Source organism: Zestomonas insulae (assembly GCF_016901015.1).
GTDB lineage: Bacteria > Pseudomonadota > Gammaproteobacteria > Pseudomonadales > Pseudomonadaceae > Aquipseudomonas > Aquipseudomonas insulae.
Window position 1 is genome coordinate 337782 of the sequence record NZ_JAFEUP010000005.1, and the last position, 20594, is coordinate 358375.

At 67.0% G+C, this 20594-nt stretch carries 19 protein-coding genes and 1 tRNA gene; 13 read left to right on the top strand and 7 right to left on the bottom strand.

The annotated features are described in order from the left end of the window. The first annotated feature begins 100 nt into the window (after window positions 1-100). A complete protein-coding gene (locus tag JQX08_RS17460; RefSeq protein WP_205349688.1) occupies window positions 101-838 on the top strand; it encodes a hypothetical protein in 738 nt (245 codons plus the stop codon). Between the two features lie 161 nt (window positions 839-999). Then, window positions 1000-1716 (top strand): hypothetical protein, encoded by a 717-nt coding sequence (locus JQX08_RS17465; protein WP_205349689.1) that lies wholly within the window; start codon window positions 1000-1002, stop codon window positions 1714-1716. Between the two features lie 6 nt (window positions 1717-1722). Here JQX08_RS17465 and JQX08_RS17470 read toward each other — a convergent pair whose 3' ends face one another. Continuing rightward, entirely contained in the window at window positions 1723-2247 is a 525-nt protein-coding gene (locus JQX08_RS17470) for an Mpo1 family 2-hydroxy fatty acid dioxygenase (RefSeq protein ID WP_205349690.1), read from the bottom strand. 90 nt (window positions 2248-2337) lie between these two features. Between JQX08_RS17470 and JQX08_RS17475 the strand changes: the two genes are divergently transcribed. Beyond that, window positions 2338-3027: a Crp/Fnr family transcriptional regulator gene (locus tag JQX08_RS17475; protein ID WP_205349691.1), complete on the top strand. Its 690-nt coding sequence runs from the start codon at window positions 2338-2340 to the stop codon at window positions 3025-3027. Here JQX08_RS17475 and JQX08_RS17480 read toward each other — a convergent pair. From JQX08_RS17480 to gabD, 4 genes are all read right to left on the bottom strand, one after another. Further along, window positions 3024-4052 carry a methyl-accepting chemotaxis protein gene (locus JQX08_RS17480; RefSeq protein ID WP_205349692.1) on the bottom strand — a complete coding sequence of 343 codons (1029 nt, stop codon included), beginning with the start codon at window positions 4050-4052 and terminating at the stop codon, window positions 3024-3026. The genes JQX08_RS17475 and JQX08_RS17480 overlap by 4 nt on opposite strands. A 91-nt stretch (window positions 4053-4143) precedes the next feature. Next, window positions 4144-5361 carry an HDOD domain-containing protein gene (locus tag JQX08_RS17485; protein WP_430472547.1) on the bottom strand — a complete coding sequence of 406 codons (1218 nt, stop codon included), beginning with the start codon at window positions 5359-5361 and terminating at the stop codon, window positions 4144-4146. Window positions 5362-5480: 119 nt separating this feature from the next. Further along, window positions 5481-6758, bottom strand: coding sequence for a 4-aminobutyrate--2-oxoglutarate transaminase (gene gabT, locus JQX08_RS17490; protein WP_205349694.1), 1278 nt, complete (start codon window positions 6756-6758; stop codon window positions 5481-5483). A 165-nt stretch (window positions 6759-6923) separates the two neighbouring features. Then, on the bottom strand, window positions 6924-8372 hold the full coding sequence (gene gabD, locus JQX08_RS17495) for an NADP-dependent succinate-semialdehyde dehydrogenase (protein ID WP_205349695.1): 1449 nt from the start codon (window positions 8370-8372) through the stop codon (window positions 6924-6926). 374 nt (window positions 8373-8746) lie between these two features. Between gabD and JQX08_RS17500 the strand changes: the two genes are divergently transcribed. The 10 genes from JQX08_RS17500 to JQX08_RS17545 all read left to right on the top strand — a co-directional run bounded on the left by JQX08_RS17500 (window position 8747) and on the right by JQX08_RS17545 (window position 17139). Then, window positions 8747-8823: transfer RNA gene (locus JQX08_RS17500), tRNA-Arg, on the top strand. Between the two features lie 172 nt (window positions 8824-8995). Further along, window positions 8996-9958, top strand: a complete 963-nt coding sequence (locus JQX08_RS17505) for a LysR substrate-binding domain-containing protein (RefSeq protein ID WP_205349696.1) — start codon at window positions 8996-8998, stop codon at window positions 9956-9958. 115 nt (window positions 9959-10073) lie between these two features. Next, entirely contained in the window at window positions 10074-11528 is a 1455-nt protein-coding gene (locus tag JQX08_RS17510; protein ID WP_205349885.1) for a 2-hydroxymuconic semialdehyde dehydrogenase, read from the top strand. Window positions 11529-11542: 14 nt separating this feature from the next. Then, entirely contained in the window at window positions 11543-12355 is an 813-nt protein-coding gene (locus JQX08_RS17515; RefSeq protein ID WP_205349697.1) for a fumarylacetoacetate hydrolase family protein, read from the top strand. A gap of 11 nt (window positions 12356-12366) precedes the next feature. Next, window positions 12367-13311 (top strand): acetaldehyde dehydrogenase (acetylating), encoded by a 945-nt coding sequence (locus tag JQX08_RS17520; protein ID WP_205349698.1) that lies wholly within the window; start codon window positions 12367-12369, stop codon window positions 13309-13311. An 11-nt stretch (window positions 13312-13322) separates the two neighbouring features. Beyond that, window positions 13323-14351, top strand: a complete 1029-nt coding sequence (gene dmpG / locus JQX08_RS17525) for a 4-hydroxy-2-oxovalerate aldolase (protein WP_205349699.1) — start codon at window positions 13323-13325, stop codon at window positions 14349-14351. After that, window positions 14348-15118 carry a 2-keto-4-pentenoate hydratase gene (locus tag JQX08_RS17530; RefSeq protein WP_205349700.1) on the top strand — a complete coding sequence of 257 codons (771 nt, stop codon included), beginning with the start codon at window positions 14348-14350 and terminating at the stop codon, window positions 15116-15118. Before dmpG ends, JQX08_RS17530 begins: the two co-directional genes overlap by 4 nt. Before the next feature lie 30 nt (window positions 15119-15148). Continuing rightward, the gene (locus tag JQX08_RS17535; RefSeq protein ID WP_205349701.1) at window positions 15149-15574 is read left to right on the top strand and encodes a RidA family protein; all 426 of its coding nucleotides are present in this window, start codon (window positions 15149-15151) and stop codon (window positions 15572-15574) included. Window positions 15575-15583: 9 nt separating this feature from the next. Beyond that, the gene (locus JQX08_RS17540) at window positions 15584-16156 is read left to right on the top strand and encodes a 3-hydroxyanthranilate 3,4-dioxygenase (protein ID WP_205349702.1); all 573 of its coding nucleotides are present in this window, start codon (window positions 15584-15586) and stop codon (window positions 16154-16156) included. Next, on the top strand, window positions 16153-17139 hold the full coding sequence (locus JQX08_RS17545) for an amidohydrolase family protein (RefSeq protein ID WP_205349703.1): 987 nt from the start codon (window positions 16153-16155) through the stop codon (window positions 17137-17139). Before JQX08_RS17540 ends, JQX08_RS17545 begins: the two co-directional genes overlap by 4 nt. A gap of 341 nt (window positions 17140-17480) precedes the next feature. On the opposite strand, the gene JQX08_RS17550 is transcribed toward JQX08_RS17545, so the two are convergent. Further along, window positions 17481-19367 carry a methyl-accepting chemotaxis protein gene (locus JQX08_RS17550; RefSeq protein ID WP_205349704.1) on the bottom strand — a complete coding sequence of 629 codons (1887 nt, stop codon included), beginning with the start codon at window positions 19365-19367 and terminating at the stop codon, window positions 17481-17483. Between the two features lie 93 nt (window positions 19368-19460). Then, window positions 19461-20522, bottom strand: a complete 1062-nt coding sequence (locus JQX08_RS17555; protein WP_205349705.1) for a porin — start codon at window positions 20520-20522, stop codon at window positions 19461-19463. Between the last annotated feature and the right edge of the window lie 72 nt (window positions 20523-20594).

Sequence of the window (20594 nt, forward strand, 5' to 3'; positions counted from 1 at the left end):
CAGGTAATATTCTTGACGAGGGCGCTCAGTAACCTGACGCTCAACGGCCCTCGAAGGCCTCCCCGGACTGCTCACAACAATAATTAAGGAGCACCTCGGTATGCGTAATTCAGCAGTGCTGCGCCGCCTCTGCACCTGGAGCCTGGCGCTTCTCGCGACACTCGCCTCACTGGCCATGGCCCAACCGGCCAGCCCCCTCGAACAGATGCAGGTCTACGCCTGCCGCGCCACCAGCAGCCTCCTGCTGTTCCGCGGTGAGGGCTTCCAGAGCGACCATGCCGAGCGCATGAACAACGACCTCGCGGCCCTCGACGGCGTGTTCAAGAACACCCCGCAAATCACCGATGACATGCGCAAGACCCACGATGTGCTGGTCGCCGAGCTGCGTCGCGGTGCCGCCTTCGGTCACAAGGAAGAGGACATGCCCTGGTCCTATCCGCGCGACCTGAGCAAGGCGTTGCGCGACTTCCTCGCCGCGGTCAACAAGCAGGAGCCGGGCAACGCCACCGAGCTGGTCCCGGTACAGGTCGAATACCTGGCGGTGCAGTACCTGTTCCGCGCCTACATCGGCACCTTCGAAGTGGCCAAGGAAGACACCGAGCTGTACCTCGGCCAGGACGAGCGCAAGCTGGTGCCGAGCATCGACGGCGAGCTCAGCCAGCTGAGCGTGCCGGACATGGAGAAGATCAAGACCCGCTGGCAGTACCTGCGCGTCGCCCTGAATGACCTCAACAGCGGCACCACCGCGATGGAAAGTATCTCCGGCCGGCCGTTCGCGCCGACCATGGTCGACCGTCACGCGCGCTCGCTGACCACCCAGTTGATGGCCATCAACTGATCCCCGGCCGCCCGGCAACGGGCACCAGCTCTCCCAGACGGGCCGCACGATGCGGCCCGTCTGCTTTCCGCCGGCCAACCACCCCAACGGGTACTGCCTGGCCCGCAAGAGGCGATGCAAAGCTCCCGGTGTGCCTTTCCCCCGCACCCAAGGAGCCTCCCGTGATTCGCCGCCTGCTCGTTCTGCTTTGCCTTCCCCTGCTCGGCTGGACCGCCGAGAGCCTCGCCGCGACGCCGCTGCAGCTCGCCCAGCTGCACGCCTGCCGGGCGACCAGCAGCCTGTTGATGTACCGCTTCGAGGGTTTTCAGGACGTGCATGCCGGGCGCCTGGAACAGGACCTCGCTGCACTGGCTGCCGCGCTGCAGGCCAACCCACAGAGCAGCGACGCACTGCGCCAACAGCAGCAGGCGCTGACCGAGCTGTTACGCGCCGGCAGCCGCTTCGGCCACCACGAGGACGACCTGCCGTGGAACTACGCCACCGAGCTCAGCGAGGCGCTGCGCGTGTTCCTCAGCAGCGCGCACCAACTGGACAACAACCAGGCGGCGCCGATCGAAGTGGAAGCCGAATACCTCGCGGTGCAGTACCTGTACCGCGCCTATGTCGGACTGTTCGAAATCTCCCGTGAGCAGCAACAGCTGACCTACGTCGGCCAGGATGAACGCCAGCTGCTGCCGAGCATCGACGGCCAGTTGCAACGCCTCGCTGGCAAGCATGCGACCGCGGTGCAGGCGCGCTGGCCCTTCCTGCGCAACGCCCTGGCCGACATGAACTCGGCCAGCGGCGGGACGGTGACGCTGTCGCATCGACCGTTCGCGCCGCTGATCGTCGACCGCCAAGTGCGCCAGTTCAGCAGCCAGTTGCTGGCCGCCGACTGAGCGCCGTCAGTGCGCGACCTTGTGTGCGCGGATGCAGGTCGGCCCGGCGCGCCGCTCGACCGCCTCGCGCACCTCGTCGCGCCAGCCGAGCAGGAAGGCCAGTTCGGCAACCACGAACAGCGGGCCGACCACCAGGCCCATGAGGTCGTCGACGAACGCCGGCTTGCGCCCCTCGTAGTAGTGACCGACGAACTGGATCACCCAGCCGACCACGAACAGGCCGACCCCGGCGGCCAGCCAGAGCAGCGTGGTTTGCGCCGCCAGCCACGCGCCGCACCACAGGCTGAGCAGCAGCAGTGCGCTCATCACCAGGCCGAAGCGCAGGTCCAGGCGCAGGTAGAACCACGCCGAGGCGAGCGCCAGCAGGGACGCCGGGGCCAGCCACAGGCCGGCCAGCTCCACGCCGGGGCGTGACAGCAGCACGGCGACGGCCAGCACGATCATCGGGATGCCGATGAAGTGGCTGGCAATGTTGCGCCGATCACGGTGGTATTCCGCGTATTGGCCAAGGTGGTCGGTGAGGGTTTTCATTATGGTTATCCTCGCAGGGCAGTAGCCGCGATAATGACCGCGCTGCCAGCACTCGTTCTGTCAGCTAGCCGACAAACCCCAAGGGAAAGCATGTCCGACGCCCACGCCTACCGCGCGCTGCTGCTCAGCGGCCACTGGTTCAGCCACCTGCCAGCGGCACTGCAGGACGAACTGCTGGGTGCCGCCAACGTGCGCCACCTCGACCACGGCCAGCGCCTGTTCCGCCGCGGCGACAAGGCCTGCGGGCTATACGCGGTGGTCGCCGGCAGCATGCGCATCGGCGCCAGCAGCGCCGACGGCAAGGAAGCGCTGCTGACGCTGATCGAGCCACCCTACTGGTTCGGCGAGATATCCCTGTTCGACAACCAGCCGCGCACCCACGACGCCTACGCCGACGGTTCCTGCACGCTGCTCAACGTGCCGCAGGCGGCGCTGCTCGCCCTGCTCGAGCGGCAGCCGCAGCACTGGCGCGAGTTCGCCCTGCTGCTCAGCCAGAAGCTGCGCCTGGCATTCATTGCCCTGGAGGAGATGAGCCTGCTGCCGGCGGCGCCACGCCTGGCCCGGCGCCTGGTGATGATCGCCGAGGGCTATGGCGAGGTGAGCGGCGAACGACGGGTGATCCACCTGGCCCAGGAGCAGCTGGCGCTGATGCTGGCGATCTCCCGGCAGACCACCAACCAGATCCTCAAGGACCTGGAAGCGCAGGGCATCCTGCGCCTGACCTACGGCGAGATCGAGATCCTCGACCTCGCGCAGCTGCGCCGGGTCGGCCAGCGCTAGTAGCGCGGCAGGTAGTGGGTGGCGTCGCGCAACTGGCTAGCCGCCGCGCCGAGCGCGCGGCCCTGGGTATCGCTGGCGCCGATAGCAGCATGCAGCGCGTCGAGCTGGCCGCCCAGCGCGAGCAGTTGCTCGGCCCGCTGCTGGCGGTCCTGGCCAAGCGTGACCAGCTCGCCCTCGACTGCGGCGCTCAGCGTGGCGATGCCTTGCAGTTGTTCGGCGGTGCCGCCGAGCTGGCCGGCGGCCTGCTCCAGCTCATCGGCCTGGGTCTGGATGTGCGCGACCACCGCCGCACTCTGCTGGCGGATATCGCCAACGATCTGGCCGACCTCGGCGGTCGCCGCGGTGGTGCGCGCCGCGAGGTTGCGCACCTCGTCGGCGACCACCGCGAAACCACGCCCCTGCTCGCCGGCGCGCGCCGCCTCAATGGCCGCGTTGAGCGCCAGCAGGTTGGTCTGGCTGGCGATCGACTGGATCACCTGAGTGACCTGCTCGATCTGCGCGCTGCGCGTGCTCAGCCCATCGAGCAACTCGCGGCTGGCGCGGGTCTGCTCACCGAGCGCCTGCATGCGCGTCAGGGCCTGCTGCAAGTGCGCCTGGCCGGCCGCGCTTTGCGTGCGGGCGCCCTGGGCGGCGCTCAGCGTGCCGCTCAGGCGCTGCTCACCGGCGTGTTGCTGGTCGGCGAGCAGCGCAGCCCGCGCACCCGCCTCGCCGAGGGCGCGCGTTTGCGCCTGCAGGCCGCTGCTCAGTTGCTGCGCCTGCTCGGCGAGTTGCGCGGCTGCCAGGCCGTGCTGCTGGCAGGCCGCACAGGGCTGGTCGTGCAGCGTTTCCGGTACAGCGGCCGGGGGCGTCGCCAGGTCTTCGGGGGTCTGCCAGGGGCCCAGCCACGGCCACAGCGCCAGCAGCAGGTAGGCCGGAATGCTCCAGCTCAGCGGCAGCTGCCAGTGACTGTAGGTCGCCATCAGAATCGCCAGGCCGAGCGCGTGCAGCACGGCGGCGTAAGGATGACGGGTATAGGCAGGGCGCATCGCGTTCCTCGTGACTCGGTTCGGGTGGGCGGCAGGCGAATCGCCACCTGCAGTAGATCGGCCGCGCGCGCGGCGACTTGAACCGCCGGCTTCAGCCGCCGACGTGAGCCAGGCCGGCGCGCAGGGTGGCGGGATCGAGGCGTAGCATCTGCACCGCCTTGTTGCTTTGCAAGGCCTCGACGCCCTGATCGTCGGGCAGACGCACCAGCTGCGCGGCAGCATGCAGCACCAGCGCCTCGCGGGAGAACACGCCGCGGCCGAGCTGCCAGGTCGCGCCGATCAGCTCGCGCAGCTCCAGCGGCAGGCGCCAGCGCGCCTTCAGCGCCCCGCCGAAACTCGCCGCGTGGCCGCGCAGCGCGGCGTCGATCTGCGCCTCGTCCAGCTCGCCGCCGGCCAGGCACCAGTCCTGCAGGCAGCGCAGCAGCGCCAGGTCGCCCAGGCAGTGCAACAGCCCGGCGCTGTAGCAGCGCTCCTCGTCGACCTGACGCTGGCGGGCCAGCCAGGCGGCCAGCTCGGCGGTGCGCTGCGACAGCCGCCAGAACTGCTCGGCCGGCGCAGCCAGGCGCGGGTCCTGCAGCGCCGCGCTGCGTTGCAGGGCGAGGCCGAGCACCAGGTTCAGGCTTTGCGCCACGCCGAGCCGCGCCAGCGCCTGATTGAGCGTCTGGCAGGGCCGGCCGAGGTGCTGGGCGGCACTGTTGGCCGCGGCGATCAGCCGCGCGGTGATCTGCGGGTCGCGGCTGAAGTCCTCGTGCAGACGCGCGAGGTCCAGCGCGGCGGCGTTGAGTCGATGGCCGAGGGCGTCGTGCACCTCGCCGAGCAGCGGCGCGCCGACCGACTGCTCGCGCTGCGCCTGCAGGTAGTCGTCCAGGCTGCCGGCAATCGGCGCCGCCGGCTGCGCGTCCACCGGCGCCTGGCCCGGCGCCAGCAGCAGCTCGCCGAGGCGGCGTTGCAGGTCTTCGAGGTTGAGCGGCTTGGCCAGGTAAGCCGTCGGGGCCAGCGGCAGCGCTTCGCGCACGCTGGCCGCATCGGTGCGTTCGCTGAGCAGGATGAAGGGCAGCGGCGGCTGGCTGCGCTGGCGGCGCAGTTCGCGCAGCAGGTCGAGGCCGTCGACGCCAGGCAGCGCGCGGTCGGCCAGCACCAGGTCGGGCAACTGGCCACGGCAGGCGCGCAGCGCGCTCTGCCCGTCGGCGCAGGGCAGCAGCTCGGCGTCGGCGCGCACGTTGCGCACCAGTTCGGCGAGCAGTTCGCGGCTCCAGGGGTCGGCTTCGGCGATCAAAACCCGCGGCCCGCCCGTGCGTTCCTTGCGCATCGACATCCTCCAAAAAATCCCGCCAGCTTAACGGAGCGCTCTATTCCGGGCTATTCGGACTTTAGTCGGAGGCAAAAAAAGACCCGCCGAAGCGGGTCTCTGGGTCCAGCAAGAACGCGTCAGGCCAGTTCGTCGAAGCATTCGGCGACGATGGCGATGCCCTTTTCCAGCTGCGCGTCAGGGATGGTGACCGGCATGAGGAAACGGATGACGTTGTAGTAGGTGCCGCAGGACAGCAGGATCAGGCCCTTGTCGCGCGCCCGGGCGACGATCTTGCCGACCAGCTCGGCGGCCGGCTTGCTCTCGTCGCCGCCTTCGAACAGCTCGATGGCGACCATCGAACCCAGGCCGCGCACGTCACCGATGACCTTGTGCTTGGCGGCGATGGCGCTGAGGCCGGCCTTGAGCTTCTCGCCGACCGCTTGCGAACGCTCGAGCAGCTTCTCTTCGTCGAACACCTTGAGCACCGCCAGCGCCGCGGCGCAGGCGATCGGGCTGCCGGCGTAGGTGCCGCCGAGGCCGCCGGGGGCGATCACGTCCATGATCTCGGCCTTGCCGGTGACGCCGGAGATCGGGAAGCCGCCGCCGACCGATTTGGCGAAGGTGGTCAGGTCCGGCACGATGCCCAGCTGCTCGGTGGCGAAGAAGGTGCCGGTGCGCCCGGCGCCGGTCTGCACTTCATCGGCGATCAGCAGGATGCCGTGCGCGTCGCACAGCGCGCGCAGGCGCTGCAGGAAGGCCTTGGAGTTGACGTAGAAGCCACCCTCGCCCTGCACCGGCTCGATGATGATCGCGGCGATGTCGCTCGGCTGCGCGTCGTTCTTGAAGATCCGCTCGATGCTGGCGATCGACTCGTCCTCGCTGACCCCATGCAGCTCGCACGGCGCCAGGGCGCGGAAGATGCCGCCGGGCATCAGGCCCATGCCGGCCGAGTACGGCACCACTTTGCCGGTCAGGCCGAGGGTCATCATGGTGCGGCCGTGGTAGGCGCCGGTGAAGGCGATCACCCCGGCGCGGCCGGTGGCGGCGCGGGCGATCTTCACCGCGTTCTCCACCGCTTCGGAGCCGGAGGTGACCAGCAGGGTCTTCTTGGCGAAGTCGCCCGGCACGCGCTTGGCGATTTCTTCGCACAGCTCGATGTACGGCTCGTAGGCCAGCACCTGGAAGCAGGTGTGGGTTAGCTTGCCCAGCTGCTCTTGCACCGCGGCGATCACTTTCGGGTGCAGGTGGCCAGTGTTGAGCACCGCGATGCCGCCGGCGAAGTCGATGTACTCGCGGCCGTCGACGTCCCACACGGTGGCGTTCTCGGCGCGCTCGGCGACGATCGGGTGGATCTGGCTCACGCCACGGGCGACAGCAGCGGCGCGGCGTTGCAGCAGGGATTCGTTCTTGCTCATGGTTTCCTCACGGCCGCCGGGTGGGCGGCGCAGTTTCAAGGATGACCCGGCGCCGCACGCGGCAGTATTCGATGATCGACTGCGGCGGCGGGCCGGGGCTCGCTAAGGTTCAGCGGGTACAACTGGGGCGCCGCGCGCTCTTTCGCGCCTTGCCCCGTCAATGAATCAGATGCTCAGGCACAGGTACTTGATCTCGAGGTAGTCCTCGATGCCGTACTTGGAGCCTTCGCGGCCCAGGCCGGAAGCCTTGACGCCGCCGAACGGCGCCACTTCGGTGGAGATCAGCCCGGTGTTGATGCCGACCATGCCGTACTCCAGCGCCTCGGCCACGCGGAACACGCGGGACAGGTCGCGGGCATAGAAGTAGCTGGCCAGGCCGAACTCGGTGTCGTTGGCCATGGCCACCACTTCCGCTTCGTCTTTGAAGCGGAACAGCGGCGCCAGCGGACCGAAGGTCTCTTCCTTGGCCACCGCGGCAGTGCCCGGCACGTCGATCAGAATAGTCGGTTCGAAGAAGCTGCCGCCGAGTGCGTGCGGCTTGCCGCCGAACACCACCTTGGCGCCCTTGCCCACCGCGTCGGCGATGTGCTCCTCGACCTTCTTCACCGCCTTGTCGTCGATCAGCGGACCGGTGGTGGTGCCGTCTTCCAGACCGTTGCCGATCTTCAGCTTGGCCACTGCCACCTTGAGCTTCTCGACGAAGGCGTCGTAGACGCCGTCCTGCACGTACAGGCGGTTGGCGCACACGCAGGTCTGGCCGTTGTTGCGGTACTTGGAGATCAGCGCGCCGTCGACCGCGGCATCCAGGTCGGCGTCGTCGAAGACGATGAACGGTGCGTTACCGCCCAGCTCCAGCGAGACCTTCTTGATGTCCTTTGCGCATTCCTGCATCAGTTGACGACCAATTTCGGTCGAGCCGGTGAAGGTCAGCTTGCGCACGATCGGGTTGCTGGTCAGCTCGGTGCCGATGTCGCCGGCACTGCCGGTGACCACGCTGAACACGCCTTTCGGGATGCCGGCGCGCTCGGCCAGTTCGGCCAGCGCCAGGGCGGAATAGGGGGTCTGCGAGGCCGGCTTGAGCACCATGGTGCAGCCGGCGGCCAGCGCCGGGCCGGCCTTGCGGGTGATCATCGCCGCCGGGAAGTTCCACGGGGTGATCGCCGCGGTCACGCCGATCGGCTGCTTGATGACGATGATGCGCTTGTCCGCCTGGTGACCCGGAATGGTGTCGCCATACACGCGCTTGCCTTCCTCGGCGAACCACTCGATGAACGAGGCGGCGTAGGCGATCTCGCCCTTGGCTTCGGCCAGCGGCTTGCCCTGCTCGAGGGTCATCAGGCGACCGAGGTCGTCCTGGTTGGCCATCATCAGCTCGAACCACTTGCGCAGCTTGGTGGCGCGCTCCTTGGCGGTCAGCGCGCGCCAGGCCGGCAGCGCCTTGTCGGCGGCCTCGATGGCGCGGCGGGTTTCGGCGGCGCCCATCTTCGGCACGGTGCCGAGGATTTCGCCAGTGGCCGGGTTGTTGACCTTGATGGTCTGGCCGCTGTCGGCGTCCTGCCAGGTACCGTCGATGTAGGCTTGCTGGCGGAACAGCGTGGCGTCTTTCAATTGCATGACAGTCTCCTGAAACCCGGCTCGGGCAACGAGCAGATAGTGAAAAACCACGGCGCGCGGCACATCCGGCGTCGTTGATTGTCGGTGGCAAAAGTCACCCGCGCTGCATGGCTGAGGGAAGCACCCGGAGCGTCGCGCGCGGCTCCGAAGTTTCTCGCCGATTTACAGCCCGGGCGTTTGAAATCTCAAACGAATCCTAGGGAGGCGAGGGCAAAAGGGCAATAGCCTGTTCGAAAAAATTAACGAACCCCCCTCCTTTGGGGGAGTTATCCAAACACTACGACCCCGTTAGACGTGCACCGCGGTGCACCACGCGGCAACACCAGCCCAGCATGGACGCCCGCAGGCGAGATGCGTATGATTGCGCCCGCATTGCATCCGTAGCTCAGCTGGATAGAGTACTGCCCTCCGAAGGCAGGGGTCGTGGGTTCGAATCCCGCCGGATGCGCCATCTACAACAAAGGCCCCAGGAGCAATCCTGGGGCCTTTGTTTTTTCTTGCGTGCAGAAGTGCCCAACCCAGCCTGACGAGGGCGCAATTGGGCAAGTTCGGGCCAGCCCTGAAATCGGACCGCCTTATAGGTAGGATGCTCCTCATTCCGGCTGAGCATCCGAAGGTCACGCATGCAGTTCACCCATCTGTCCGTTGCGCGCAAACTCAAGTTTTACCAGTTGGTGGTATTCGACCAGGTCCTGCAGAGCGGCTCACTGCTACGCGCGGCCCAGGCACTCGGCCTGACCCAGCCGGCGGTGACCAAGATCATCCATGAGCTGGAGTCCTACTTCGACGCGCCGCTGCTGATTCGTGGCAACCGAGGGGTCAGCGCCACACCGCTGGGCAATGTCTTGGCGCGACGCAGCAAGTCGCTGCTGGCTGAACTGCGCTCGCTGACGGACGAAGTCAATGCCTTCCAGGAAGGCACCTCGGGCCATGTGCTGGTGGGCACGCTGATCTCGGCCTCCAGCTCCCTGCTGCCGCGGGCCCTGCAAATGCTCAAGCAGCGGGCCCCGAAAGTCCTGGTGTCACTGCGGGTCGGGCAGATGGACCAGCTGTTCCCGGCACTGGCGGTGGGCGAGGTCGACCTGGTCGTGGGCCGGGTACCGGACGACTGGCGCTGGCACCATGAGTCGTCACAGCTGGAGGCGGAAGTGCTCTACGGCGAGGAGCTGTCGATTGTCGCCGGCGCGCATCATCCTCTCATCGGCCAGACCCCGGTCAGCCTGGCCGACCTGCTCGACTACCCGTGGGTGCTGCCGACCCGCGACTCGCTACTGCGCCGCACCGTCGACCGCCTGTTCGACGAGGCCGGACTGGCGGTGCCGTCCAACGTGGTCGAATCGCTGTCGATCCTCACCAACATCAGCCTGATGCAGGACCAACAGACAGTCGCCGTCATGCCCCTCGAGGCGGCCCGTCAGTTCACCGGAGCCGGCCTGCTGGGCACGCTGGACCTGGGCAGCCACCTGCAGTTCGGCGACATCGGCTACTTCCGCGCCGGCACCCGCGAACTGGGGCCCGCAGCGCGGCTGTTCCGCGAATGCCTGGAGCAGGCCGGCCGGGAGCAGCACGGCGAACTGGCGAGCTGATTTCAGCTATTCCATACGCTAATAGACGGTAGCGATCCTTTCATTACTCGCTTATACGAAGACTCCATAGACTCCTCCGAAAATCCAAGAATCGGAGGTTTCCGTGTCCGCCCCCCTGTCCCTGCTGCGCCACTTCGTGAATGGCGAATTCGTAGCCACCCCCACGACGTTTGACAATGTGTCCCCCATCGACGGCCGCACCCTGGGTCAGGTCTGCGAGGCCGACGCGGCGCTGGTGGATCGCGCAGTCGCCGCGGCCAAAGCGGCCCAGGAGGGTCCCTGGGCCGGCTACAGCGCCAGCCAGCGCGCCGACGTGCTGCTGCGCATCGCCGAAGGTATCGAGCGCCGCTTCGAGGACTTCGTCGCCGCCGAAGTGGCGGATACCGGCCGCCCGGTCCACCAGGCCCGCACGCTGGATATCGCCCGTGGCGTGCACAACTTCCGCACCTTCGCCGAACTGATCCGTCAGGCCGGTGGCGAGTACTACGAGATGCGCACCGCCGATGGCAGTGATGTCTTCAGCTATACCGTGCGCAAGCCGCACGGCGTGGTCGCCATCATCTCGCCGTGGAACCTGCCGATGCTGCTGCTCACCTGGAAGGTGGCGCCCGCGCTGGCCTGTGGCAACTCGGTGGTGGTCAAGCCGTCGGAAGATTCACCGTCTTCCGCCACCCTGCTCGCCGAGGTGATGCAGGAAGCCGGCGTGCCCGCCGGTGTGTTCAATCTGATCCACGGCTTCGGGCCAAACTCGGCCGGCGAATTCCTCACCCGTCATCCCGATGTGGACGCCATCACCTTCACCGGCGAATCGCGCACCGGCGCCACCATCATGAAGGCGGCGGCCGAAGGTGTGCGCGAGGTGTCCTTCGAACTGGGCGGCAAGAACGCCGCCGTGGTTTTCGCCGACTGCGACTTCGACGCCGCGGTGGCCGGCGTGCTGCGCTCCAGCTTCACCAACTCCGGCCAGGTGTGCCTCTGCTCGGAGCGGGTCTATGTCGAGCGGCCGATCTACGAGCGCTTCGTCGCCGCCCTCAAGGAAGGCGCCGAGAAGCTGAAGATCGGCTACCCGGACGAAGACGGCGTGAACATGGGCTCGCTGATCTCCCACAAGCACCGCGACAAGGTTCTCGAGTACTTCGAGCTGGCCCGACGCGAGGGTGCCACGGTGGTCAGCGGCGGCGGCATTCCGCAGTTCGGCGACATCCGCGACAACGGCGCCTATGTGCAGCCGACCATCTGGACCGGCCTGTCCGACGACGCCCGCTGCGTGCGCGAAGAAGTCTTCGGGCCGGTCTGCCATGTCGCCCCGTTCGACCGCGACGACGAAGTGATCCGCCGCGTCAACGATTCCGCTTACGGCCTCGCCACCGCCATCTGGACCACCAACCTCAAGCGCGCCCACAAGGTGTCCCGCCAGCTGCGCGTCGGCATGGTCTGGGTCAACACCTGGTTCCTCCGCGACCTGCGCACGCCCTTCGGCGGCGCGCGCCTCTCCGGCCTGGGCCGCGAGGGTGGTCGGCACTCCCTGGACTTCTACTCGGAAGCCACCACCGTCTGCGTCAACGCCTGAGCAGGAGTACTCCCATGCATGCCGCCCTCCTCGAAGCTGCCGCTCGCCTGCGCCAGGCGCAGCAAAGCTGCCAACCCTGCCCGCCGGTACGCGAGCTGATCGCCGCCTCCCTGGGCGACGAACCAAATGCCGAGCCGATGGCCCTCGCCTACGCCGTGCAACGCCACAACACCGAGCTCGCCGTGGCTGCCGGGCGGCGCCCGGTGGGCCGCAAGATCGGCCTGACCAACCCCGCCGTGCAGGCCCAGCTGGGCGTCGACCAGCCGGACTTCGGCCTGCTGCTGGCCGACATGGCCCGCGGCGACGGCCAGCCGATCGCCTGGGCGGACTGTGCGCAACCCAAGGTCGAGGCGGAGATCGCCCTGGTGCTGGAGCACGACCTGCCCCACGAGCACCACACCGTGGCCGACCTGATCCGCGCCACCGCCTTCGCCCTGCCGGCGATCGAAGTGGTCGGTAGCCGTATCGCCAACTGGGACATCCAGCTGGTCGACACCATCGCCGACAACGCCTCGTCCGGTCTGTTCGTCCTCGGCACCCGCCCGGTGAAGCTGGATCAGCTGGATCTGGTGCGCTGCGGCATGAGCATGACCCTGCGCGGCGAACCGGTGTCCGTCGGCGCCGGCGCGGCCTGCCTGAGCAACCCGCTGAACGCCGCCATCTGGCTCGCCGACACCATGGCGCGCCTCGGCGAGCCGTTGCGCGCCGGCGACATCCTGCTCACTGGAGCGCTCGGCCCGATGGTCGTGGCCCAGCCGGGCGACGTGTTCACCGCCCACATCCAGGACCTAGGCAGCGTCAGCGCCGTGTTTGCCCACCGGGATTGAGAGGAGCCCTCATGAGCAAGAAACTCAAAGTCGCCATCATCGGTTCCGGCAACATCGGCACCGACCTGATGATCAAGATTCTCCGTAATGGCCAACACCTGGAAATGGCTGCCATGGTCGGTATCGACCCGGAGTCCGACGGTCTGGCGCGCGCAGCACGACTGGGCGTGGCCACCACCCATGAAGGCGCCGAGGGCCTGACCCGCCTGCCGATCTTCTCCGAGATCGACTTCGTCTTCGATGCAACCTCCGCCGCCGCTCACGTGAAGAACGACGCCTTGTTGCGGGGCCACAAGCCCAGTCTTCGTCTGATCGACCTGACCCCGGCCGCCATCGGCCCGTATTGCGTGCCGGTGGTCAACCTCGAGCAGCACCTGCAGGCGCAGAACGTCAACATGGTCACCTGCGGTGGCCAGGCGACCATTCCCATGGTCGCGGCGGTATCGCGGGTGGCCAAGGTCCATTACGCCGAGATCATCGCCTCGATTGCCAGCAAGTCCGCCGGTCCCGGTACCCGCGCCAATATCGACGAGTTCACCGAGACCACCTCGAAGGCCATCGAAGTGATTGGCGGCGCGGCCAAGGGCAAGGCGATCATCATCATGAACCCGGCAGAGCCGCCGCTGATGATGCGCGACACGGTGTTCGTGCTCAGCGAAGCGGCGGATCAGGCCAAGGTTGAGGCGAGCATTGTCGAGATGGCCGCCGCGGTGCAGGCCTATGTGCCCGGCTACCGGCTCAAGCAGAAAGTGCAGTTCGACGAGGTGCAGGACCTGCACATTCCCGGTCACGGCCAGTTCTCCGGGCTGAAGACCTCGGTGTTCCTCGAAGTCGAAGGCGCCGCCCATTACCTGCCAGCCTACGCCGGCAACCTCGACATCATGACCTCCGCCGCGCTGGCCACCGCCGAGCGCATGGCTCAGTCGATCCTGAACAACGCGATGAGCAACGGCTGAGGAGCGCGAGCATGAACGGCAAGAAAATCTACATATCCGACGTCACCCTGCGCGACGGCAGCCACGCGATCCGCCACCAGTACCGTCTGGAGGACGTGCGCGCCATCGCCCGCGCGCTGGACGCGGCCAAGGTCGACTCCATCGAGGTCGCCCACGGCGACGGCCTGCAGGGCTCCTCATTCAACTATGGCTTCGGTCGCCACACCGACCTGGAGTACATCGAGGCGGTGGCCGGCGAGCTCCAGCACGCCAAGATTGCCACGCTGCTGCTGCCCGGCATCGGCACCGTGCATGACCTGAAGAATGCCTATGAGGCCGGGGCGCGAGTGGTGCGTATCGCCACTCACTGCACCGAGGTGGACGTGTCCAGGCAGCACATCGAGTACGCCCGCCACCTGGGCATGGACACCGTCGGCTTCCTGATGATGAGCCACATGATTCCGGCCGAGGAACTGGCTCGCCAAGGCCAGCTGATGGAGAGCTACGGCGCGACCTGCATCTACATGGCCGACTCCGGTGGGGCGATGAACATGCAGGACATCCGCGACCGCATGCGCGCCTTCAAAGCGACCCTGAAGCCCGAAACCCAGACCGGCATGCACGCCCACCACAACCTGTCGCTCGGCGTGGCCAACTCGATCACCGCCGTGGAGGAGGGCTGCGACCGCATCGACGCCAGCCTCGCCGGCATGGGCGCGGGCGCCGGCAACGCACCGCTGGAGGTGTTCATCGCCGCAGCCGAGCGCCTCGGCTGGAACCACGGCACCGACCTCTACACCCTGATGGACGCCGCCGACGACATCGTGCGGCCGCTGCAGGACCGCCCGGTGCGGGTCGACCGCGAGACCCTCGGCCTCGGCTACGCCGGGGTCTACTCGAGCTTCCTGCGCCACGCCGAAATCGCCGCGCAGAAGTACGGCCTGAAGACCCTCGATATCCTCGTCGAACTCGGCAAGCGGCGCATGGTCGGCGGCCAGGAAGACATGATCGTCGACGTGGCCCTCGACCTGTTGGCCCACCACCCGGAGAACCGCCCATGAACGCCGATATCGCCCGCATCGCCACGGCGCTCGACCAGGCTGCGCGCCGCGCCGAAGCGCTCGCCCAGTTCAGCGTCGAGACGCCCTTCTCCCTGGACGATGCCTACCGCATCCAGCGCGCCGCCATGCAGCGTCGCTACGACGATGGCGAACGTAGCATCGGCATCAAACTGGGCTTCACCAGCCGCGCCAAGATGATCCAGATGGGCGTCGACAGCCTGATCTGGGGCTGGCTCACCGATGCCATGCTGGAAGAGGACGGCGGCCTGGTGGACCTGGCGCGCTACATCCACCCACGCGTCGAGCCGGAAGTCTGCTTCCTCACCCGCCGCGACATCGACCGCCCGCTGACCCTGCTGGAAGCCGCGGACTTCGTCGAGGCGGTCGCCCCGGCCCTGGAGATCATCGACTCGCGCTACCAGGCGTTCAAATTCAGCCTGGAGGACGTGGTGGCAGACAACTGCTCCTCCTCCGGTCTGACCGTCGGCCCCTGGTCCCGGGACTTCTCCGGGCTGGCCAACGCCGGCGTGGTGATGCGCCTGGACGGCCGCGCGGTACAGGTCGGCTCCACCGCCGCGATCCTCGGCCAGCCGCTGCGCAGCCTGGTGCAGGCCTCGCGCCTGCTGCATGACGCCGAACGGGTGCTGCCGGCTGGCAGCCTGGTGATGGTCGGTGCCGCCACCGCCGCCGAGGCGCTGCGCCCGGGCGTCCACGTCAGCGTCGAAATCCAGGGGCTGGGCGAAAGCAGCTTCAGCGTGCGCCCCTGACCCGAACCCGAGCCCCAAAGGAATCGAATCATGAGTGACAACCGCTCCACCGTCGTCGCCAGCAAGGCCAAGCCGCGCGGCCGCTTCCCCCACATCAAGCGCGCCGGCGACTTCCTGTTCGTCTCCGGCACCAGCTCGCGCCGTCCGGACAACAGCTTCGTCGGCGTCGAAGTGGATGCCATGGGCACCACCAACCTGGACATCCGCGCGCAGACCCGCGCGGTGATCGAGAACATCCGCGACATCCTCGCCAGCGAAAGCGCCAGCCTCGCCGACCTGGTGGAAATCAGCACCTTCCTGGTCGATATGAACGACTTCGGCGGCTACAACCAAGTCTATGCCGAGTACTTCGATGAAACCGGCCCGACCCGCACCACGGTCGCCGTGCACCAGCTGCCGCACCCGCACCTGCGCATCGAGATCAAGGCCGTCGCCTACGCGCCCCGCCAACGCTGAGAACACAAAATGAACAAGCATCACTTCAGCCCGCCGCTCAACTTCAATCGATGGATCGAAGAGCACGCTCACCTGCTCAAGCCGCCGGTGGGCAACCAGCAGATCTGGCAGGGCAGCGACTTCATGGTGACCGTCGTCGGCGGCCCCAACCAGCGCACCGACTTCCACGACGACCCGGTGGAAGAGTTCTTCTACCAGTTCAAGGGCAACGCCTACCTGAACATCTGGGACCGCGGCCGTTACGAGCGCGTGGACCTCAAGGAAGGCGACATCTACCTGATGGCGCCGCACGTCATCCATTCGCCGCAACGGCCGGAGCCCGGCAGCCTGTGCCTGGTCATCGAGCGCCAGCGCCCGGCCGGCCTGCACGACGCCCTGCAATGGTCGTGCGCGCGCTGCGGCACCGTCATCAAGCGCTACGAGATGCAGCTGGAAAGCATCGTCACCGACCTGCCGCCGGTGTACGAGCGCTTCTACGCCACCAGCGAGGAAGAGCGGCGCTGCAGCCAATGCGACGAAATCCACCCCGGCCGTGACTGGCAGACCTGGCACCAGACCTTGAGCGAGTTCCACCCGGCATGAAGATCGACATCCACTCCCATTTCTTTCCCACGATCAGCCAGGCCGAGGCCGCCCGCCTGAGTCCCGAGCGCGCCCCTTGGCTGCACACCGACGGCCGCCAGGGGCAGATCATGCTCGGCGACAAACCGTTCCGCCCGGTGCACGACGTGCTCTGGGACCCGGTACGCCGCGTCGAGCACCTGGACGAGCAGGGCCTGGATATCCAGGTCATGTGTGCCACCCCGGTAATGTTCGGCTACGACCAGCCCATCGAGCGCGCCCTGCCCTGGGCCCAGCTGATGAACGACCGCGCAGTGGAAATGGCCGCCCAGGCTCCGGATCGCCTCAAGGTCCTCGCCCAGGTGCCGTTGCAGGACATCGACGCCGCCTGCCGTGAAGCCAGCCGTGCCAAGGCCTGCGGGCATATCGGGGTACAGATCGGCAACCATGTGGGCAACCATGACCTGGACCACGACGGTCTGGTGACCTTCCTGCACCACTGCGCCAGCGAAGGCATCCCGCTGCTGGTCCACCCCTGGGACATGATGGGCCGCGAGCGGATGCAGAAGTGGATGCTGCCCTGGCTGGTGGCCATGCCGGCGGAAACCCAGCTGGGGATTCTCTCGCTGATTCTCTCCGGCGCCTTCGAACGCATCCCCGCGTCGCTGCGCATCTGCTTCGCCCACGGCGGCGGTGGCTTCGCCTTCCTCCTCGGCCGAGTGGACAACGCCTGGCGGCATCGCGATATCGTCCGTGAGGACTGCCCGAACCTGCCCTCGAGCTACGTCAAACGCTTCCATGTCGACTCGGCGGTGTTCGACCCGAAATCGCTGCAACTGCTCGTCGACGTGATGGGTAGTGAGCGAGTGATGCTCGGCTCCGACTCGCCCTTCCCGCTGGGCGAACAGCGCATCGGTTCGGGCGTGCTCGAACACCCGGAACTGGCGGAAATCGAAAAGACCCGCATCCTCGCTGGCAACGCCCAGGCCTTCTTCGGCCTCTGAGCCCTTTGGCGGGGGCCTTTGGCCCTCTCTTTGCCCTGCATCCACACCACGGATGCAGGGCTTTTTTGTGCCCGTCGTGGCAGCTCGGAGCAGCGCCGAGCTGAGCGCCGGGCTGCTCGGACAGGGCACGCTGAGGAGCGTCGCTGCGCAGCTCAATCTACCCGAACGTTATTCCGTGCTGGTGCAGCGATGGCCCGGCTAACGCCGCAATCCCTACACAGCATGGCTGGTGCTGCATAGGGACCTCGCGCACACGGCAATCGGACGCGGCAGGCTGGCGTTGATTGCGGAGCGTTTCGCCTCTCCCTGACGGCCCCGCACCAGCTGAGCCGACGACAACCTCAGATACGGAAGCTGTCGACCAGTTGCTTGAGGCGGCCGGATTGCTGCTCCAACTCGCCGCAGGCGCGCAGGGTGGCCTGCAGGTTTTCCACGCCTTCCTGGTTGAGCACGTTGATCTCGGTGACGTCCATGTTCAGCGATTCGACCACCGAGGTCTGCTCTTCGGTGGCGGTGGCCACCGACTGGTTCATGCCGTCGATTTCGCCGATCCGGTGGGTCACGCTGCTCAGGCGTTGACCGGCCAGGTTGGCGATTTCCACGCTTTCCTCGCTGTAGCGCTGGCTCTCGGTCATGGTGGTGACCGCTTCGCGGGCGCCGACCTGCAGCTCCTCGATCATCTTCTGGATTTCCTGCGCCGACTCCTGGGTGCGGTGCGCCAGGTTGCGCACCTCGTCGGCGACCACCGCGAAGCCGCGTCCGGCTTCACCGGCACGTGCCGCCTCGATCGCCGCGTTGAGGGCGAGCAGGTTGGTCTGTTCGGAAATCCCTTTGATCACTTCGAGGATCTGGCCGATGTTCACCGTCTTGCCGTTGAGCGCTTCGATGTTGGAACACGAGGCGCTGATCTTGCTCGACAGCTCGTTCATCGCCTGGATGGTGCGTTCCACCACCTGACGGCCGCCTTCGCTGTGCGAGCGCGCATCGGAGGCCTGGTGCGAGGCATCGGCGGCGTTGCGGGCGATCTCCTGGGCGGCGGCGCCGAGCTCGTTGATCGCCGCGGCGACGCTGTTGGTGCGGTTGGCCTGCTCGTCGGAGTTGACCATCGACGAGTTGGAGGCGTTGACCACCAGCTGCGCCACTTCGTTGAGTTGGCGGGTGGCCGACGACACTTCGCGGATCGAGCTGTGGATCCGCTCGACGAAGCGGTTGAAGGCGCTGGCCAGCTCACCGAATTCGTCGTTGTTCTGAATCACCAGACGCTTGGTCAGGTCGCCTTCGCCCTGGGCGATGTCCTGCATGGCACGACCCATGGCGTGCAGCGGCTGCATCAGCACACGGATCAACATGCTCAGCAGGAAGATGATGCTGACCACCGCGATCAGCGTGGCAATCACCGCCGAGGTGCGGAACTCGCTGAGCATCGCGTAGGCCTTGGCCTTGTCCAGCGAAATGCCCACGTGCCAGTCCACCGCCGGCAGACGTACCGGGGAGAAGGTCAGAATGCGCGTGCCTTCGGCGGACTCGACTTCGTGATAGCCAGCACTCAGTGCGGGGGTGTCCTCTGGGTAGAGGTCACGCAGGGTCTTCATGACCTTGTCTTGCTGCGGGTGCACCAGCACCTTGCCATCGGCGCTGACCAGGTAGGCGTAGCCGATGCCGTCGAAGTCCAGGGAATGGATGATCTTCACCAGGGTGTCCAGGCTCAGGTCACCGCCCACGACACCGAGTAGCTGCTCCTGCTGTCGCAGCGGGATGGCGATGGTCAGCATCAGCTGGCTGTCGGTGGCATCCCGGTAAGGCTCGGTCACCACGGGGCCCTGGCTGTCCCGGGCGGCGAGGTACCAAGGGCGCAGCCGCGGATCGTAGCCGGCGGGCGGTGGATCGTCGGTCGACATCTGGAAGCTACCATCGGCGCGGCCCAGGTAGGCATAGGCGAAGCTGTCGCGCATCACCTGCAACGCCAGGTTCTGGCTGGCATCGCGCTCGACGCCCTGCTGCACGACGCCTTGGGCGACCTGTTCGATCAACGCCAGGCGCCCGCCCAACCAGTGCTGCACGGTGCTGGCGGCCTGCCGCCCGGCATTCTGCAGGCGGCTCTCCAGCGCGCTGCCGAGTGCGGCCTGGAGGCGCGCATCGTTGTACGCGGTGAACACGGAGAAACTGGCGACCACCAGCAGCGAGGTGGCCAGCAGCAGCTTGCTGCCAAAGCCGAAGGATCGAGGCATGGGAGGCTTCCGGTTGGCAGGCTGGACGCGCGACCGGCCGCCCCGCCCGGCAAAAATGGCGCATCCCCGGCGGCTGCCGGGGATGCGGGGGCTTTAGAACTTGATGCGCACGCCGAGCTGCATGCCTTGCGGGTTCTCGTTCGGCAGCGGGTTGTCCAGACTCCAGCTGACCGGGTAGCGGATCTCGCTGTCACGCGTGTGATGGATGTAGGCGTAGACGCCGTAGAGGTCGATGCTCTTGTCGTAGTTGTAGATGTAGCCGAGGCTGATCGCTGCGGCGTCGCTCAGCGCTTCGTCCTTGCGGTCGTCCTTGTAGATGAAGCTGACGGTGGCGTTGTGCTTGTTGCCGAAATTGTGGCGCAGGCCCAGCTGCAGATCGCTGCCGTTGGACTCGAAATCCACCCAGGGGGCGTAGGCGTAGTAGCCGACGTAGCGGTGGTAGACCGCCGACAGATCGGTGCGGCCCATGCTGTACACCGCGGTCATGTAGGCGTCGGTGGACTGCTCCATGGTGTGCTTGTCCCACAGATTGCGCTGGTACTTGCGGTCCACGGCCGCCGAGAAATACCAGGGGCTGTCGGTCCAGCGATCCACGGCGAGACTGATGACCTGCCCATCGCGGCTGCCATCGTCCTCGCCATCGGCGACGCCACCACGGAACTCGTAACCATCGATGCGCGGGCTGATGTACATCAACAGGCCATCTTCACGCCACGGCGCATAAAACACCATGACGTTGCTGATCAGGCTGTAGTCGTTGTTGTACAACGGGTCGGCGTAGCCATAAGAGTTGGCGGACGGGGTATCCCGGCGGCCGGCGCTGAGCGTCCCCCAGCGTTTGGACGTGACCTCGAAATAGGTCTCGCGCTTGCCGATATCGTCATCCGAATGCGGGTTGTACTGCGCCTGATAGACCCAGTTCAGCGACAGGTCGTCGGTGACCGCTTCCTGCATATGCAGTTGCAGGCGGTTGGCGCTCAGGCCGCCGCCGTTGGCACGCTCCTCGGTGTGACCACCGGACTTGGCCACCTCGTAGTTGACGTCGATGACCCCGGAAAGCTCGATCACGTCGATGCCCGACACGGCCTTAAGGTCCTCGACGTCCGCACAGGCGTAGCCGCTCAGCAGCGGCAGAGCGAGTAGAAATTTGCGCATAAGATGCTCCGATAGAACGAGTAGAGGCTCGCGGCAGCACTCCCCTGCTGCCGCGGCCTGATTTCTTATTGG

Bases quoted from the DNA above. Each gene is read 5' to 3' on its own strand.
- JQX08_RS17515 (WP_205349697.1), top strand. From the start codon at position 11,543: ATGCATGCCGCCCTCCTCGAAGCTGCCGCTCGCCTGCGCCAGGCGCAG.
- JQX08_RS17545 (WP_205349703.1), top strand. From the start codon at position 16,153: ATGAAGATCGACATCCACTCCCATTTCTTTCCCACGATCAGCCAGGCC.
- JQX08_RS17505 (WP_205349696.1), top strand. From the start codon at position 8,996: ATGCAGTTCACCCATCTGTCCGTTGCGCGCAAACTCAAGTTTTACCAG.
- JQX08_RS17470 (WP_205349690.1), bottom strand. From the start codon at position 2,247: ATGAAAACCCTCACCGACCACCTTGGCCAATACGCGGAATACCACCGT.
- JQX08_RS17530 (WP_205349700.1), top strand. From the start codon at position 14,348: ATGAACGCCGATATCGCCCGCATCGCCACGGCGCTCGACCAGGCTGCG.
- JQX08_RS17520 (WP_205349698.1), top strand. From the start codon at position 12,367: ATGAGCAAGAAACTCAAAGTCGCCATCATCGGTTCCGGCAACATCGGC.
- JQX08_RS17535 (WP_205349701.1), top strand. From the start codon at position 15,149: ATGAGTGACAACCGCTCCACCGTCGTCGCCAGCAAGGCCAAGCCGCGC.
- JQX08_RS17485 (WP_430472547.1), bottom strand. From the start codon at position 5,361: ATGCGCAAGGAACGCACGGGCGGGCCGCGGGTTTTGATCGCCGAAGCC.
- JQX08_RS17480 (WP_205349692.1), bottom strand. From the start codon at position 4,052: ATGCGCCCTGCCTATACCCGTCATCCTTACGCCGCCGTGCTGCACGCG.
- JQX08_RS17540 (WP_205349702.1), top strand. From the start codon at position 15,584: ATGAACAAGCATCACTTCAGCCCGCCGCTCAACTTCAATCGATGGATC.
- JQX08_RS17460 (WP_205349688.1), top strand. From the start codon at position 101: ATGCGTAATTCAGCAGTGCTGCGCCGCCTCTGCACCTGGAGCCTGGCG.
- gabD (WP_205349695.1), bottom strand. From the start codon at position 8,372: ATGCAATTGAAAGACGCCACGCTGTTCCGCCAGCAAGCCTACATCGAC.
- gabT (WP_205349694.1), bottom strand. From the start codon at position 6,758: ATGAGCAAGAACGAATCCCTGCTGCAACGCCGCGCCGCTGCTGTCGCC.
- JQX08_RS17550 (WP_205349704.1), bottom strand. From the start codon at position 19,367: ATGCCTCGATCCTTCGGCTTTGGCAGCAAGCTGCTGCTGGCCACCTCG.
- dmpG (WP_205349699.1), top strand. From the start codon at position 13,323: ATGAACGGCAAGAAAATCTACATATCCGACGTCACCCTGCGCGACGGC.
- JQX08_RS17555 (WP_205349705.1), bottom strand. From the start codon at position 20,522: ATGCGCAAATTTCTACTCGCTCTGCCGCTGCTGAGCGGCTACGCCTGT.
- JQX08_RS17475 (WP_205349691.1), top strand. From the start codon at position 2,338: ATGTCCGACGCCCACGCCTACCGCGCGCTGCTGCTCAGCGGCCACTGG.